This window comes from Pseudomonas folii, from assembly GCF_014357575.1.
GTDB classification, from domain to species: Bacteria; Pseudomonadota; Gammaproteobacteria; order Pseudomonadales; family Pseudomonadaceae; genus Aquipseudomonas; species Aquipseudomonas folii.
Genome location: NZ_JACONW010000003.1, coordinates 28,297 through 42,655 on the forward strand (window position 1 = coordinate 28,297; position 14,359 = coordinate 42,655).

At 58.1% G+C, this 14,359-nt stretch carries 16 protein-coding genes; 6 read left to right on the forward strand and 10 right to left on the reverse strand.

Going from position 1 to position 14,359, the window contains the following annotated elements; translation table 11 throughout:
- From H8S59_RS26885 to H8S59_RS01375, 5 genes are all read right to left on the reverse strand, one after another.
- Complete coding sequence (locus H8S59_RS26885) at nt 1-294, reverse strand: hypothetical protein (protein WP_246474993.1); 294 nt, start codon at nt 292-294, stop codon at nt 1-3.
- Nucleotides 295-315: 21 nt separating this feature from the next.
- Nucleotides 316-486 (reverse strand): hypothetical protein, encoded by a 171-nt coding sequence (locus H8S59_RS26890; protein ID WP_246474994.1) that lies wholly within the window; start codon nt 484-486, stop codon nt 316-318.
- A gap of 232 nt (nt 487-718) precedes the next feature.
- On the reverse strand, nt 719-1,819 hold the full coding sequence (locus tag H8S59_RS01365; protein ID WP_187520210.1) for an aromatic ring-hydroxylating oxygenase subunit alpha: 1,101 nt from the start codon (nt 1,817-1,819) through the stop codon (nt 719-721).
- On the reverse strand, nt 1,804-3,408 hold the full coding sequence (locus H8S59_RS01370; protein ID WP_187520265.1) for a GH3 family acyl-acid amido synthetase: 1,605 nt from the start codon (nt 3,406-3,408) through the stop codon (nt 1,804-1,806). The genes H8S59_RS01365 and H8S59_RS01370 overlap by 16 nt, the downstream gene beginning before the upstream one ends.
- On the reverse strand, nt 3,408-4,337 hold the full coding sequence (locus H8S59_RS01375) for a fatty acid desaturase family protein (protein WP_187520211.1): 930 nt from the start codon (nt 4,335-4,337) through the stop codon (nt 3,408-3,410). The genes H8S59_RS01370 and H8S59_RS01375 overlap by 1 nt, the downstream gene beginning before the upstream one ends.
- Before the next feature lie 124 nt (nt 4,338-4,461).
- Here H8S59_RS01375 and H8S59_RS01380 point away from each other — a divergent pair, with 124 nt between their 5' ends.
- On the forward strand, nt 4,462-5,328 hold the full coding sequence (locus tag H8S59_RS01380) for a metal-dependent hydrolase (RefSeq protein ID WP_187520212.1): 867 nt from the start codon (nt 4,462-4,464) through the stop codon (nt 5,326-5,328).
- A gap of 24 nt (nt 5,329-5,352) precedes the next feature.
- Nucleotides 5,353-6,261 carry a hypothetical protein gene (locus H8S59_RS01385; RefSeq protein ID WP_187520213.1) on the forward strand — a complete coding sequence of 303 codons (909 nt, stop codon included), beginning with the start codon at nt 5,353-5,355 and terminating at the stop codon, nt 6,259-6,261.
- Here the strand turns inward: H8S59_RS01385 and H8S59_RS01390 are convergent.
- Together H8S59_RS01390 and H8S59_RS01395 are read right to left on the reverse strand one after the other, a co-directional pair.
- A complete protein-coding gene (locus tag H8S59_RS01390) occupies nt 6,249-7,364 on the reverse strand; it encodes a hypothetical protein (protein ID WP_187520214.1) in 1,116 nt (371 codons plus the stop codon). The two genes, H8S59_RS01385 and H8S59_RS01390, sit on opposite strands and share 13 nt — an antisense overlap.
- The gene (locus H8S59_RS01395) at nt 7,358-8,023 is read right to left on the reverse strand and encodes a hypothetical protein (RefSeq protein WP_176469969.1); all 666 of its coding nucleotides are present in this window, start codon (nt 8,021-8,023) and stop codon (nt 7,358-7,360) included. The genes H8S59_RS01390 and H8S59_RS01395 overlap by 7 nt, the downstream gene beginning before the upstream one ends.
- Nucleotides 8,024-8,275: 252 nt before the next feature.
- On the opposite strand from H8S59_RS01395, the gene H8S59_RS01400 reads away from it, so the two are divergent.
- Complete coding sequence (locus tag H8S59_RS01400; RefSeq protein WP_187520215.1) at nt 8,276-9,724, forward strand: fatty acid desaturase; 1,449 nt, start codon at nt 8,276-8,278, stop codon at nt 9,722-9,724.
- Between the two features lie 34 nt (nt 9,725-9,758).
- Here the strand turns inward: H8S59_RS01400 and H8S59_RS01405 are convergent, their stop codons facing one another.
- Entirely contained in the window at nt 9,759-10,679 is a 921-nt protein-coding gene (locus tag H8S59_RS01405; RefSeq protein ID WP_187520216.1) for an AraC family transcriptional regulator, read from the reverse strand.
- Between the two features lie 239 nt (nt 10,680-10,918).
- Between H8S59_RS01405 and H8S59_RS01410 the strand changes: the two genes are divergently transcribed.
- On the forward strand, nt 10,919-12,130 hold the full coding sequence (locus H8S59_RS01410; protein WP_187520217.1) for an MFS transporter: 1,212 nt from the start codon (nt 10,919-10,921) through the stop codon (nt 12,128-12,130).
- 47 nt (nt 12,131-12,177) lie between these two features.
- Entirely contained in the window at nt 12,178-12,654 is a 477-nt protein-coding gene (locus tag H8S59_RS01415) for a cyclophilin-like fold protein (protein ID WP_176560652.1), read from the forward strand.
- A 16-nt stretch (nt 12,655-12,670) separates the two neighbouring features.
- Here H8S59_RS01415 and H8S59_RS01420 read toward each other — a convergent pair whose 3' ends face one another.
- Both H8S59_RS01420 and H8S59_RS01425 read right to left on the reverse strand, forming a co-directional pair.
- Nucleotides 12,671-13,171, reverse strand: coding sequence for a DUF3916 domain-containing protein (locus tag H8S59_RS01420; RefSeq protein WP_027899308.1), 501 nt, complete (start codon nt 13,169-13,171; stop codon nt 12,671-12,673).
- A gap of 42 nt (nt 13,172-13,213) precedes the next feature.
- Nucleotides 13,214-13,714 carry a GNAT family N-acetyltransferase gene (locus tag H8S59_RS01425; RefSeq protein ID WP_187520218.1) on the reverse strand — a complete coding sequence of 167 codons (501 nt, stop codon included), beginning with the start codon at nt 13,712-13,714 and terminating at the stop codon, nt 13,214-13,216.
- Between the two features lie 175 nt (nt 13,715-13,889).
- Between H8S59_RS01425 and H8S59_RS01430 the strand changes: the two genes are divergently transcribed.
- Entirely contained in the window at nt 13,890-14,312 is a 423-nt protein-coding gene (locus H8S59_RS01430) for a hypothetical protein (protein ID WP_187520219.1), read from the forward strand.
- The last annotated feature ends 47 nt before the right edge of the window (nt 14,313-14,359 follow it).

The following is a 14,359-nucleotide window of genomic DNA, read 5'->3' on the forward strand; positions in this document are numbered from 1 at the left end:
TTAGCCCTCAAGCTCGAATTGTTGAAACCCCACACGCCGGACATAAATAAAAAAGTCATGGTCTGGTTCGTAACTTTCCAGGCTTACGCAGTGTTGCTGACACAGATCATCTTCGAAGATCAGGGTCTGATCCCAATCGAAATCAGGATTTTTCGAAATTGCGTAGCTGGGATTAAGGTTGTCCAGTCCGAACTGGATTGAGTAAACATGCAACGGCGACTCCCCCGTCATATGAGCCTGGCATAGCCGTATTAATTCGGCCATTTGCGCCTTGCACTGCTTTTCGGCAAACATCAGCGCTTGCGGCAAATCCTCTCATGCAGCATTAACGAGGCGCTGAGCTGCGGCAAGCCGACGGTCAGGCGACTCGCCATTGCGGTGCTCGACGTAGATCAATCGGCTCCCGAACTGGAACTCGCATAACCAGACGCCCGACGGAGCGCGCCAGTGTCCGAGCATGGATTCGGTTAACAGGTTGATGGCCATGTTGAGCGCTTTGCAGAACGAAAGGTGCTTAGGTTAACTGCTCAGTACCCAGCCTGGGAATCAAGTAACCCCTTACGACCGACCCTTCACCAGCACATCAATTGGCAGAGCATTCCAAATCGAACAGCATGCCTTCAGTCACCACCTTCTTGCGGAGTTGTGCTGCCTGTCACTGAAGCAACTGGCGAATTCAGTTCAGCCGAAGCTCAAAGCCGGTTGAAATACCAGGCTGTCAAAGCTCGAATCGGATCCGCCGCTCGCGACGTTGCGCCTCCGGCAGCGCCTCGCCGCGCCGAACCGCTGCAAGCAACTGCTCGACGCCCACATGGATGGCGTCGGCAGGTACATTGCACGGTTTGAAGTTCGCCACGTTGTCGAGACCCTCGCGGTGTGCGCGAATGATTTTGACGTCCTGCTGAATCACGATGTGCGTGTACAGATGGATGAACGGACGCAGTATTCGCAACACCCAACGCGGCATCGGAAAACGGTAGGCGATGTAGGTGTAGACGCGTGACTGGCGATCATTGACCGGGGTGATCTGGCTGACGATCAGAAAGCCAGAGCGTGCGCCCCACAAGTAATCACAAAAGGTCACATTCGGCGCCAGGAAGCGATCCGTGTGCACCAGCGGCTCGGCGTCCGGGTTGGTCAGCCATTGCATCAGGCCGATCTCGTCGACTTCATCGTGATAGACGACCTCGATGCTTTGCGCCTTGCAAGCCAGCGTCGCCTCCATTGCGCGACCGCTGCTCGACCGAAAAATACCTTCATGAACGAATACCGTGTGCGGCACATCCAGAAAGTTCTGCACCAGACTGCCAACATCGGCGTCGAAGGTGTTGATCATGAAATAGGATTGCCACGGACGCTCGCCATAGGCGGGAAGCCGGAAAATCGGTGTGTCGCGAGCATCGCCCGTACCGGTGTACACCCAGACCAGTCCATCCTGCTCGCACACCGAAAAATGACGCTGTCGATAGCGATAACCGGGCGACTTCGGTTCGCCCTGCTCGGCATCCACGCTGGGAATATGGGCCACGCGCCCGTTCGCGTCGTAGCGCCAGCCGTGATACGGGCACACAAGGCAGTCATCGGTGATTTTACCGGCAGATAACCGGGTGCCTCGGTGCACGCACTGGTCGAGCAGCGCCGCTGCCTTTCCGCTGCGCTGGCGAAACAGGACGATGTTCAGGCCGAGAATCGTCGCCCGGTAAGGTTTGCCTTTGCGCAATTGCTTTTGCGTGCACGCCACATACCATTGCTCACGCGTGCCATCGCCAGGTGTGTCAGTGTCAGGCGTATCGATGTCGCTGCTCAAACGTGCGGGCATTCAGGTTCTTCCGTGATTGCAAGGAGGGCATTGGCCGTGTCCAGTCGACTGATCAGCGCGCGCGGTTTGACGTCGCCCGCACGAATTCCGGTTGCCTCCGCCGCGCGCTGCAGCAACGCTGCGAGTTTTTGCGCGCCGCCACTCACCAAACGTACACGTACCGGCCCCAACTGACCCAGCGTGCGTGCATGGCAATAGTGGAAGGAGCCTTGCAGCGCTGCTTCGATGTCGTGTGCCAACACTTGGCAGGGTATAGCCGCTGATGTCGACACAAGGGCTACATAATGCGGCAATGTTTTTCTGGAGTCAGGGATCAGGCAAGCGCTGTCTGCATTGTGGATGCACTGTGCCAGAACACCCTCCACAAGCTGCTCATCCAGTTTCTCGCCCACCAGATCGCAGGCACTTGCACTGCGCCCGATAAACTCCACCCTTGGCGTACCGCCCTGTTTGCCGACCACACGCACCCGATCACCCAAGGCATACCGGTAAAGACCCGCCCCGGTGGTCAGCAACACTTGCGCGGTTTCGCCCATGCGTAGCGAGTGAGCGCCTTTCGGCAGACCATCGTCACCGACGAATTCCAGATAGTGACTGCCAATCGCCAGCGGGCAGCCTGCCCCTTCGCCAAACGGCACGCTGACCACGCCTTCGGTGGCGAACAAGCCTTTTGGCAACCAGCGAGCCTGAGGAAAACGCGCCGCCAGTTGCGCGGCGTACCCGCGACTAGGCCCGTCCATCCAGCAGCTGACCGCTGCCAGACGCGGCCATAACTCGGTGAATACCCCTTGAGCACGGGCATGGCGCAAGGCTTGTTTGCGCGGTGCTGGCAGCATTGCTTCGAGCCAGTCACAGGTCTGCCGGCTTTCGGGGTTTTCGGTGTCGAACAATGGTTGTAGCAGACTGGTCAGAAACGTCGGGCTCCACACGCTGATAATGCTCAAGTCGGCATCGGCAACCAGGGCCAGCAGCGTTTGCCTGCGCCAGTGCACAACGTCATGAGCCATGTCGGGGATCAGCAAAGTGCCCGCCAGCCCGGCAATTGCACTGCCTTGCAGGTATTGCAGATCGCTGACACTGCCAATCGGGATGCCATTGGCGCTCATGGCAGGTTGCTGCAAGGGCGGTGACATGGACCAGTAGCCGCTGCCGTGGCTGATTTCCGGAACCTGGCGGTACATATCAGCCAGCCAGACCGTCAGCGAGCCCTGCAACTGGGCAAGAAATTCCCGCGTGTAGGGGATATGTTTCTGCAACGCGCTATTGCCGCTGCTGCGCTCGAAAAACAACGGTGGGCGGGTAGTCAGCACCGCGCCGCGGTCGTGCTGTGCCTGTTCGATCCAAGGCTGCAATTGTGCGTAAGTGTGGGGCGGCACCTTATCGCGAAAGTCGCTGGCGTTGCGGATCCCGGCAAAGTCATGGGCACGGCCAAACGCACAATCGCGATTGGCCGACAACATGCCTAACAACAAACGCTCCTGAGCCTGCTCAGGTTGCTCGAACTGCGTCTGCCAGTGGTCCAGTACGGCGTGCGTACTGTCAATGAATGACTGCCAAAGCGCTCTTTTTACGTCGCCATCGGTCTGCATCAAAAATAGGTCTTGTCGAGACTGGACAGGTCATCGGGCAATCGCTGCGGCGGCGTGAACACCTGGAGCCAGCCGAACCACAGCGGCCGGGTTTCCTTGAGGTCCGATGCCGCATGCATGTGCTGCCAGTGCATCTGCGAGTGACGGTGGTGAGTCAGGTTGTAATTGAAGTTGAGGAATGCCCAGCGAACCAAACGCGGCGCACGCATGTTGTAGGCACCTTCGACGACATCTATCGGGGTACGCATGTGGTAGACCCACTGCAGTGACGACCAGGAAAAACCGAATGCGATGTAGGTAACGAGCACCACTTCCCAGGTCCAGCCAAACAGGTACGCGCACGCCAGCCACACGATAATGCCTGCAACGACTTCCTTGCGGATACGCCGAAAGTCGTCGATGGAGAAGTCCTTGAACGCCGCTGCATAAGTGTTGACCTCACCACTTTGCGACCAGCGATCGGCCACGCGCGGCGGCAGCAAAGGCAGCAGCAGGCTGCCGATGAATGCCGCCAGCCAGATACCGCCGAGCACCGCAAAATAGTATTCCAGGCGTTTGCGCAGCAACGATTCATCCGGCATGGCGAAGTCCGCCAGCTCGGCACGCGTACGGTTTCGCGAGTGATGCCCGAGGTGGTTGATGTGGATCAGCGTCGCGGAGGCGCCAAACAGGGTGGAAGCCCAGCACATCATCAGGTAATTGGTGGTCTTGTTACTGTGCGCGAGGCTGTGAAACGCCTCATGCATCATCGAGAACACGCCTTGCATGACCAGACAGAACGGAATCAGGATCAGCCATTTCCACGCACCTGCGTCGGTGTGCGACAACCATGTGAGGGTCCCGCCCCAGAGCAGCGTCTGGAAAGCCAGCACCGCCAGATTCGCCAAATCGAAACGGCGTGCTGGCAAAATATCCTTATAAGTGCGCATAAAGTAACCACATGTAAAAATGCAGAGTATACCTGCCCGCGCATGCGGAAGTTTATTCGGCAGTTTCAAGCCTGCCGGACTCTGGCACACTGTCCACCCTGATCATCACAGTAAGCCGGGCACCATGTCGCTGTTCAAACGCATCCTCTCACGACGCTCGGCGGCACAGCTCTCCCCGCAGGTTATCGCGTACCGCTCGATACGCTTTACCTTCGATGACAGCATCCCCCGCTACTGGCACGCAGGCCGGACACACACCACGCGCTTTTTCGACTGCCTGTCGTTCATGTTCCCTCAGGGGGAAAGAATCTTCATCGAAAGCGTGGTGCATTTTCGCCACAAGCTCGCCAAGGGCAGCGCGCTCGACAAGGCCGTCGACGACTTTATCTATCAGGAAGCGTCACACATGCGCGAGCACCGCGCCTATAACCAGCGGCTTGGCGCACAAGGCGCGCCGGTCGAAAAGCTGGAACGCATGCTGCTGCGGCGTAGAAAGGAAAGCGAGCGGCTACCGGCCAGCTTCCGACTGGCGCTGACCGCCAGCCTTGAACACATCACCTCGATACTTTCAGATCAGCTTTTGCGTAACCCGGCATACCTCAGGGGCGCGGACCCGACAATGGCAGGCCTGTGGCGCTGGCACGCTCTGGAAGAGATCGAGCACAAGGCGGTTGCCTATGACGTGCTGTGTGTCGTCGAACGCAACCCGGTATGGCGTTACCTGCTTCGCTGTGTGGCAATGATCAGCCTGTCGGTGTATTTCACCTTCGATCTCGCATACTTCACCTATCACTTGGTGCACGGCGACAAACAACACCGCAACTGGCGTGAATGGCTGCGTTTGCAGTGGTGGCTGTTCGTCAATCCGGGCCTGCTTTCGCGCATCGTGCCTGCCGGGCTGTTCTGGTTTTTGCCCGGTTTCCACCCCAACCGCATCGATACCCGCGAGCTTCTCGACAGTGCTCGCCAGGCGCTCGATGAACAGCGTTGAGCAAAGCGATCAGGGCCGATCCGCATGACGAATATCTGGACCCCCGAGGGTTTTGACGACTGGCAAAGCCATTTCCCGGCTACAGCCTTCGTGCGCCCGCCTGCAGCACTGGACTGGACCGAACTGTTCCTCAAAGGCTGGAGAACGCCCCGGCTCGGCCTGCCGAAAGACACGCTGGTGGTGCTGGTTGCAGGGCTTTATTCGGAATTCATACTCTATTGCAACCGGGCCTGTGCGCGGTCGCTGAAGTCCGAGGGCTACGAGGTCCTGCGCATGCCGGTGCGCTCCTCGCGCGGCGTAATTACGCAGGGCGAACACATTGCGACGGTACTCGGCAGGCGCCTCAAACCAGGGCAGCGGTTTGTGGTGCTGGCGCACAGCAAGGGCAGTCTGGACACGCTGGCGACGCTGACGCAGAACCCGTCCTTGCTCGACGCCTGTGACGGCATCGCGCTGGTGCAACCGCCGGTTGGCCCCTCGCCGATCATCGATGACTTGCTGGGCTACAGCACTCCGGAAGGTGGCCCGGGCTATGCCATGGACCGGTTTCGTCAGGCGATGGTCAACAGCACACTGCTCGCCGAGGGCACACGGGATATCAGCAGCCACCGAGACCCGCAGGTCGCCAACATGCTGTCCGCCCTGCCGGATACGCTGCATTGTGTCCATGTTGTCAGTTGGTCAGCGGTGCGACGCTCGCGCTTCGACACTCACCATCAACGCCTGAACGCCCTGCGTCCGGGGCATGCGCATGATGGCCAGTTCTATATGGAAGACCTGGCAATACCAGGCCTGCCGCAAATCTGCCTGCCGGATGTGGATCATGGCCAGCCGATACTGGGCGGCGCCGGGTTTGATCCGGCAAGGTTCTGGCGAACGTTGCTGGAAGTCCTGCACCAGACCCTACCGGTCAGAACCCATCACACCAGGTAGATCTCGAACCCCGGAATTCCCGCCGCACTCGCCTCGGTAAAAACAGGGGTGTTGCTGCCGCAGGGGGCCGTGTAAAGATCCATCGGCAAGGACACGCTGCGGTAACGGCGCAGCGCCGGCCACAGCGGGTCATGGTCGTACAGGCATAGCTGCATCAGCGAATATTCTTTGCGCACCTGCGCCCAGGCGACATCCAGCAAAGCGGCAAACACCTGGGGATCACGCTGTCGAACCTGTAGATGGGTCAGGTAGATATCTCGCAGGGCGTTACCCGGCGAGGCAATGCCCGGTCGGCCAGCCAGCGGGGCGACCGCGTTGTAGCCCACGCGCAGCAACTGCTGGGCCACGGGCATTTGCTCGACAACGATCCGTTTTATCTTTCCTGCATCCCATGGCGCAACACAGCCAAGCAGGTTATCGCGCTCATCGACCGCCAGCAGAAACGAGCCAATGCTGAAGTCAGGCCAGTGGCTGAGCCTGCGCTCGAATTCTGCTTCGCTGAACACGCACCCGAAGGATTGCCGTGACGACTCGCTGTCGAGAAACGCCCTCAGCGCATCCAGATGTCGCGGCTCCGCGTGCATCACTCGCACCCTGGGGCATGTGCGAGGTGCGCGACTCAAGCCACGCTGGGCATACACCGAAACATTGCTGTAGCCACGCCAGTGGGCAAGTTTCAACGGGTTTGCACGCCGTCGTCCCAACAGCGATTGAATGGCCAGCGGGTTATCGCGAATGATGCAGCAGTAAGCCTGCTGCACGCCTGTCTGCAGGGACAGATCGGCGAGACGCGTCTGGACTTCTGCCATCCATGAGCGGGACAGCTTGCGGTCGGGCATCAGTCGTAAATCACCCAGATAGGCAACCGGTTCAGCGCTGCCCTGCAGGTAACCATCGCGTACCACCAGACTGGCCGAGCCGCGCAGCTCGCCTTCCGGGCTTTGGGCGACCCAGGTGCGGTGATCGGCGGCATGGCAGTTGTGAAGGGCAAAGTAATCCGGGCTGCGATCAAAGCGCAGCGGCATGCTGCCGCGCATGGCGTGACGCTGTTGAAAATCCAGAAGCTGCGAGTTGTCCGCCGTACCCGCCTGACGAATCAGCACGTTGAGTACTGCTCGGCCATGATCAGGCGTCGCGCCAGCGGCCGCAGGTTTTCAGGCGTGAAGCGACACAGGCAAACCAGCTCGTCGCCCTGAGCATAACCAGGGTTTTTCTGCAGAAAGTAGGCAACGTCCGGCAACCTCGCATGATTTTCCGACACCTGTGCAAGCTCTGCGGTCAGCCGCCCCTGCGGTGTCTTGAAGGACAGCAGGCCGGTTGCCGGGTCGTAGGCATCGCCAAAACGCGTATACGCCAGGTGATCCATCAACGCCTGCACATGAGGTTCGGTCAAATGCCCCGCACGGGGTGCGTAATCCAGTACCATCGCCCGCAGATAGCGATAAGTCCGGTGCCCTTTGCAGATCAGAAACCAGTACAGGGGCACGTCGGGAGCCTGACGCCACAGGTCGCCAATCAGTCGGGACCAGGCGAACGCGAGCTGCTGGCTGCCCCAGTGTTCAGGGGTAATGATGGTGTCGCCGGAAAAAATAAACCTGCCGGGCTGGTTGTCCCAGTGCATTTCAAACAGCTTGAGCGTCGAAAAGCCCATGATCGTGTCAGAGGCGTCACGCAGCACGACGCAGTGGGTCTTGTCGTCAAGGTCCTGCTTGAACCGTAACAGACAAGTATCCTGATAACAGGCGGAATAAATCTCGAACATCCGATCGATATCATTCGGTTGCAGATCGGAGCGCTGTACAGCAGTCGCGCACAAACTCATGGAGGCCTTCGATGTATGGATACACAATGACCGGATTCTGAATGGCCGGGCGGCTGAGGGCAATAAATCTGTCAGCTCAATTCAGTGCCCGCCCCAACTCTTCTGCAATGTTCATTGCGCACCTGTCAGGCTGAGTGTCCGCTTGCGCACGTATCGATTGAACCAGGCTTTATCCTCATAGGTTTTGTTCACATGCACCCTCCTCATTCCGCCGCTTCCAGCGTTGATCGGCCTATTACCTGGCTGATGATGTACCTGTTGGTCACCGGCCTGCTGTACTTTCTGGTCACGCATGTACCCATGGGTTCTGTGCAGCTTGTGCAGCCCGGAATTGTCGACGCTCACGTTCCCCTTCTCCCGTTCACGCTGCCCCTGTACCTCAGCTACCCCTTGGTCATGCCGGTGCTCGTGTACATGGGGCGTCAGTCGACATGGCTGCTGCCGACTTTCTTTGCCGGTGCCCTCGCGGCGGGCTTGTGTCTGGTCTGCCATCTGTTCTGGCCAACCATGATCCTGCGCCCTGAAACCGGCGCTGCCTGGCTCGACTGGCTGTACCGGCTCGATGCCCCACTGGCCGCCTCGCCCAGCGGGCATGTGGCATTGCCTGTGGCAATCAGCGTCGCAATGGCTGGCTTGCGACTGCAAAAAGCCTGGGTATTTGCCGTCTGGAGTGTGGTGCTGATGCTGACGGTGATGACCACCGGGCAGCACGTGTTTACCGACATGGCCTATGGCGTGGCCATCGGTGTAGCGTGCGGCGTAGCGACGCTGATCTTCAAGCGCTATGCGGTCGACATGCGCACCCTGTCGGCGCTGTTGCTCGAATGGCTGTGCATCCTCGTCACGATCCGCGTTGCGGTTTATCTCGCAGACTGGCGTTTTTACCTGTTGGCAATGCTCATCGTTGCAGCACGCCAGCACGCCCTGTTCGTGCTGTATCACGACGCCACCCACTACAATCTGACCCGCCGACGCAGCACCAACGACTTTCTGATTAACCTGGCGATCGGTGTCCCGGGCCTGGTGCCCATCGAATTCTATCGCCCGCTGCACCTTGATCATCATCAGCACGCCGGGACCGAGCAGGACCCGGAGCGCCGCTTCCTCTATTTCCGTCAGCCGTGGCGTTTTCAGCCGTTGAGCGCAAAGCTTCTGGCCAGACAACTGCTGGGTGACCTGCTGATGGTCAATACGCTGCGCAACATCGCGGCCTACAAAGCTGCCGGTGGCGCGCCACCCAGGCTCACCCGGCCTTTGATTGCCGCAGCGCTGGTCTGGCTGATGATTGTGGCCTGCCTTGTCTGGCAATGCTCAATCCAGGAAGTGGGCTTGCTGGCGATGCTGTGGTTCATCCCCCTGATCACCCTCGGCACTCTGCTGCAGAAAATCCGCAGCATTGCCGAGCACAGCGGCGGCCCCGGCGTCACACCCGGCTGGCAGGAATGGACGTACGCCTGGCGCGTGGGCTGGCTGGGACGGTTTTTCATCTGGCCTTACAACATCAACCTGCATCTGCAGCATCACCGCACAGCGAGCATCCCCTGGCATGCCCTGCCCGGCGCCGTCGGCAAAGACGAACACCTTCTGCCGTCACGGGCATTGCCGTCGCTGATGTGGTCAGGGCTGCGGCGCAAATCCTGATGCGTATTCTGCATCCGATTCCTGCTCCATCCAGTCAACCACATTGCCCCCTCAACTCCGTGATATCCCGCTTGGGCGGTACGCCGAACAAGCGGCTGTATTCACGGCTGAATTGGGACGGGCTTTCGTAGCCGACTTTGAATGCCGCGGTAGATACATCCTTGTGTTCGTTGAGCATCAAACGCCTTGCCTCGTTCAACCGTAGCCATTTCTGGTACTGCAAAGGGCTCATGGCGGTGAGCTGGCGGAAGTGATGATGAAAGGTTGCAGCGCTCATTTGCACCTGGGCTGCCAGTTCGTCGACACGAAGCGCGGAGGCATAATTCAGTTTCAGCCAGTCGATTGCCTTGGCGATGCGATAGCCTTGGCCGTCAACGGCTGTGATCTGTCGCAGCCTGCTCGCCTGATCGCTCATCAATAGCCGGTAGTGAATTTCGCGCTTGATCAGAGGGGCGAGAATCGGAATGGCGTCGGGCTCTTCAAGCAACGCCAGCAAGCGCTCGAACGAGGCCAACAACGCATCGGTCACTGAGCCGATGCCGACCCCCGCCACTACCGATTTATCACGGACCGGCGCCAGACAACCCTGCGCTGCCAGTTCAGCCAGCATGCGCACATCCAGCTTCAGTGTCAGCCCAAGGCAGGGTTGTTCCGGGCTAGCGGCCAGCACTTCAGAATTGGCAGGCAAATTCAGGGATGTGATCAGAAAACGTGACGTGTCGTACGGATATCCCTCGCCACCGACCCACAGCTGCTTCTCGCCACGGGCGACCAGAATGATGCTCGGCTCGACCATGCACACCACCGGTGGCGAGGGGTGCTCACGGCGGAAGAAGCCAAGCCCCTCAATGGGCGTACCGAAATCACCCGGACGGTCAATCCGGTTGCCAATGATCTGCGCCAGCCTTTCCTGTGCCGACGAGTGTTGAGCAGCAGTGTTTTTATTGGTCGCCATATTCGTCTCGCGTCTCTTCACTGAACTCTAACCCGACGGCATTCAGGCGTCCTGCAAAAAAACAGAGACTCAGAGGATCAGGCAAGTAAGTCAGTGGAATGCACTACAGAGCCTCCGTTGATACCGGGAAAATGATCATCAATGACATCTGGTGCGCAAAGGCCAACTGGCAACACTCCCCTCACGCGGCATCGACTCAGGTGCAGCGGCGCTTCACGCTCTAAAGGACACATCATTCAATGACCAACACCTATCACGCCTCCCGACAGAACAATCAGCATTCATGGGGCGCAGTGCTCGCCATGTCCCTCGCAGCTTTCGCACTGGTCGCGTCGGAGTTCATGCCTGTCAGCCTGCTAACGCCCATTGCTGCCGACCTGAACGTTACCGAGGGGCAAGCCGGGCAAGGTATTTCCGTGTCGGGTCTGTTCGCCCTGCTCACCAGTCTGCTGATCCCGGCAGTCGCGGCGCGGGTTGACCGCAAGCTGCTGCTCCTGTCGCTCACGCTGCTGATGATCATCTCCGGCACCGTGGTGGCGTTCGCCCCCAACTACTCAATCTTCATGGCCGGACGCGCACTGATCGGCGTCGCCATTGGAGGTTTCTGGTCACTGTCTGCAGCAACGGCGATGCGGCTGGTACCGGAAGATCAGGTGACACGGGCCATGGCCATCGTCAATGGCGGCAACGCGTTGGCGACCGTTGTTGCGGCACCTTTGGGAAGTTTCCTTGGCGCCTTGATCGGCTGGCGCGGGGCGTTTTTCTGCGTCGTGCCTGTCGCCCTGCTCGCCTCTGCGTGGCTGCTGTTCAGCCTGCCCGCGATGAAAGCAATCGGCAGTAAAAGCAGCACTAACGTGTTCCAGTTGATGAAAAAGATGCCCGTGGCATTGGGCATGGTGGCGGTCAGCGTGTTTTTCATGGGGCAGTTCATGCTGTTCACTTACCTGCGCCCGTTCCTTGAAACCGTCACGCATGTCAGCGTTTCCATGCTTTCTCTGATGTTGCTGATCCTGGGCCTGTCCGGTCTGGCGGGCACATTCCTGATCGAGATCTTTCTCAAAAACGGCCTGCATCGAACACTGATTGTTATCCCTATGCTGATGGCTGTAATCGCACTGGCATTGGTTTCATTTGGCAGTTCATCGATTGCCACAGCGGTACTGCTGGGCTTCTGGGGACTGGTTGCCACCGCCGCGCCGGTGGGATGGTGGACATGGCTGGCGAAAACCCTGCCTGACGATGCAGAAGCAGGCGGCGGACTGATGGTCGCGATTGTTCAGTTGGCAATCGCGCTGGGCGCAACGGTTGGCGGTTTTGTGTTCGACCTGAGCGGCTACCGGGCCACCTTCGAATTGAGCGCTGCGTTGCTGGTGGTCGCTGCGGTGCTTGCGCTGCTGGCGGCGCGGGCCGCGTCAGGTTTATCGCGAGCATCAGCTGACACGGTGAATTGACTCACACGCGCTGGATATCCTGCGCTTCTCTCGACAAGGAGATATTCATGACCCGATTACATCGCTTACGTCAAAGTGCTCTGCGCGTAATGGTTGGCCTGATGGCTCTCGGCACTCAGGTCATATCCAACGCGGCCATCGCGGAAACAACCACGACGTCCACACGAACAAATGAGCAACGCATATCGATGACGGTTGGCGAACGCCGTTTCACTGTCACTCTCGCTGACAACGAGACTGGCCGGGCATTCGCTGCAAGGCTTCCGCTCACCCTGGACATGCCCGACCTGAACGACAATGAGAAACACGTCACCCTGTCGCAGCAGTTGCCCACCGCACCATTCCGTCCGGGCGTGATCCGTAACGGTGATCTCATGCTGTACGGTTCGAACACGCTGGTGCTTTTTTACCTTACGTTTGATTCGCCCTATTCATACACCCGGATTGGCCGGGTGGAGGATGCAGGCGATCTGGCTCAGGTCCTCGGAAGAAACAGCGCTCGGGTGGTGTTTGCTGCGCAATAGGCGACTGACGATACGATCACGCTGGCTCACCGATACACCACCACCGAACCTTGACTTCGTCGTCCGGCTGGGTCACGTCATGCCCGTGCTCCACAAAATGCTCGGGCAGATGCAATGCAAGCGTCTGGCTTAACAAATCAGGCTTAAGGGCATTGGTTTGCCCTAAAAAGCTCAGGTAATAATCTCGATCATAAAAAACCGTGACCTCACTCTGGTGAACCCAAGGCCAGACAAAAATGCATGCGACCCGATAGTAACCCTGCGAACGGTCGGCGGCTCTGGACAGATGGGCAGCGGCTTCAAGCAACTGTTGAATGCAGAGCGCCTGAACTTCGATTCTGGCCCAAGAACCCTGTACCAACGACATATCGACCGGGATTTTAAAGTTGTTATATTTTTCCCCTTTCTCAGAACGAGGGTAATAAATATCACTGAAGCTTGAGGCCCAACGCTCCAATGCACGAAGGCGGCGAGCAACGCCCCTGACTCGCTTGCCGCTGGTACTTATTTTTCTCATGCACAGACCTGCCAAAATCAATTCGCCACGTAGTCGCCCGGACTATCCGACATAAGAAAAAACAGCGTACTCAAACCCGTTGAATGAAAAAAGCGCGACTTCTTTCATGCCCATTTTCAGATGGGCACGCAGAGAGGGTTCGTTGTCCCGGCGTATGAACAGAACGCCCTCACGCCCCGGTTCAAGGCTTCGCAGATCAGCAAACATCTTCTGCGCCAAGCCTTTGCCGCGCTCTTGCTCTCCGACACAGATCGGGCCGTAGACATAGGCGTCGGGCGCACCGTGATAAGCCGAGAACATGGCTTGCACGATTGGCAGATCCGCGTTCATTGCCCGAGTGGTGGTCATCAGAAAACCAGTGACACGCCCATCGCGGCGCGCAACGATCAGTGGCATTTCATTCATCATAGCCTCTACCCGCGACCGTGGCAGGCTTGCAGAGAGTGAGCCGCCCTGGGCGATTTGATTGGCAGCCTGAAGCTCTAGAATCCCAGCCAGGTCAGCTTCGTCAGCTCTGCCGATATGGGTTTGATGCTGGGTCATTTGGGCTATTCCACTGTTAGCGTCCATGCGCCGATACTAACCGGCGTGCGGTAATGCACAAGGGTGTCCGTCACCTGCGACGATGGTCGACAGTATCGGCGATGAAAGGCTGCTGTCGGCCAAGAGCGGCCAGTCTATGTCCCTTGAATAAGCGCTAAACAAGGTAAATTTCGCGATGAAAAGCTGGATAGCTAATACGAAAATTGATGCCCTGTTAGGGGCTAGCTCTCAACAATTTGATGGCGTGAAGGTCAGGCGGACCCTTATAGAATACTGCGACAGGTATCAAAAGATTTATCCTTTTGACATCGTGGAAGAGCCACTTGGTTTTCTGAAAAGCAATGTAAATTCAGATGGTCAATATAAGGAGATGCGAGCACTGCTTAGGGTTGCCGCTGAAGAATACTGCATTAGTTTAAACGAGATAGCCGATGCTCTTCTTGACCTGATAGACACTCCTATCCTTACTACGGACCAGGCAAAAAAAGTTATCAACCACGTTTTCGAAGCATTTTCCTGCAATGAAAGCCCCGAAGATTTCATCCAAAGAGAGGATGCGTATTTATGCGAAAATCTATTTGCGATTACCTCCAGCTAGCAAACGGTTGAAACCTCTAGCCTTGCTCACAATGACTGGCCGCTTTT

Coding starts and splice junctions, on each gene's coding strand:
- H8S59_RS01415 (WP_176560652.1), top strand. CDS start 12,178: ATGACCCGATTACATCGCTTACGTCAAAGTGCTCTGCGCGTAATGGTT.
- H8S59_RS01430 (WP_187520219.1), top strand. CDS start 13,890: ATGAAAAGCTGGATAGCTAATACGAAAATTGATGCCCTGTTAGGGGCT.
- H8S59_RS26890 (WP_246474994.1), bottom strand. CDS start 486: ATGGCCATCAACCTGTTAACCGAATCCATGCTCGGACACTGGCGCGCT.
- H8S59_RS01365 (WP_187520210.1), bottom strand. CDS start 1,819: ATGCCCGCACGTTTGAGCAGCGACATCGATACGCCTGACACTGACACA.
- H8S59_RS01420 (WP_027899308.1), bottom strand. CDS start 13,171: ATGAGAAAAATAAGTACCAGCGGCAAGCGAGTCAGGGGCGTTGCTCGC.
- H8S59_RS01375 (WP_187520211.1), bottom strand. CDS start 4,337: ATGCGCACTTATAAGGATATTTTGCCAGCACGCCGTTTCGATTTGGCG.
- H8S59_RS01400 (WP_187520215.1), top strand. CDS start 8,276: ATGCACCCTCCTCATTCCGCCGCTTCCAGCGTTGATCGGCCTATTACC.
- H8S59_RS01385 (WP_187520213.1), top strand. CDS start 5,353: ATGACGAATATCTGGACCCCCGAGGGTTTTGACGACTGGCAAAGCCAT.
- H8S59_RS01395 (WP_176469969.1), bottom strand. CDS start 8,023: ATGTTCGAGATTTATTCCGCCTGTTATCAGGATACTTGTCTGTTACGG.
- H8S59_RS01405 (WP_187520216.1), bottom strand. CDS start 10,679: ATGGCGACCAATAAAAACACTGCTGCTCAACACTCGTCGGCACAGGAA.
- H8S59_RS01380 (WP_187520212.1), top strand. CDS start 4,462: ATGTCGCTGTTCAAACGCATCCTCTCACGACGCTCGGCGGCACAGCTC.
- H8S59_RS01370 (WP_187520265.1), bottom strand. CDS start 3,408: ATGCAGACCGATGGCGACGTAAAAAGAGCGCTTTGGCAGTCATTCATT.
- H8S59_RS26885 (WP_246474993.1), bottom strand. CDS start 294: ATGTTTGCCGAAAAGCAGTGCAAGGCGCAAATGGCCGAATTAATACGG.
- H8S59_RS01410 (WP_187520217.1), top strand. CDS start 10,919: ATGACCAACACCTATCACGCCTCCCGACAGAACAATCAGCATTCATGG.
- H8S59_RS01425 (WP_187520218.1), bottom strand. CDS start 13,714: ATGACCCAGCATCAAACCCATATCGGCAGAGCTGACGAAGCTGACCTG.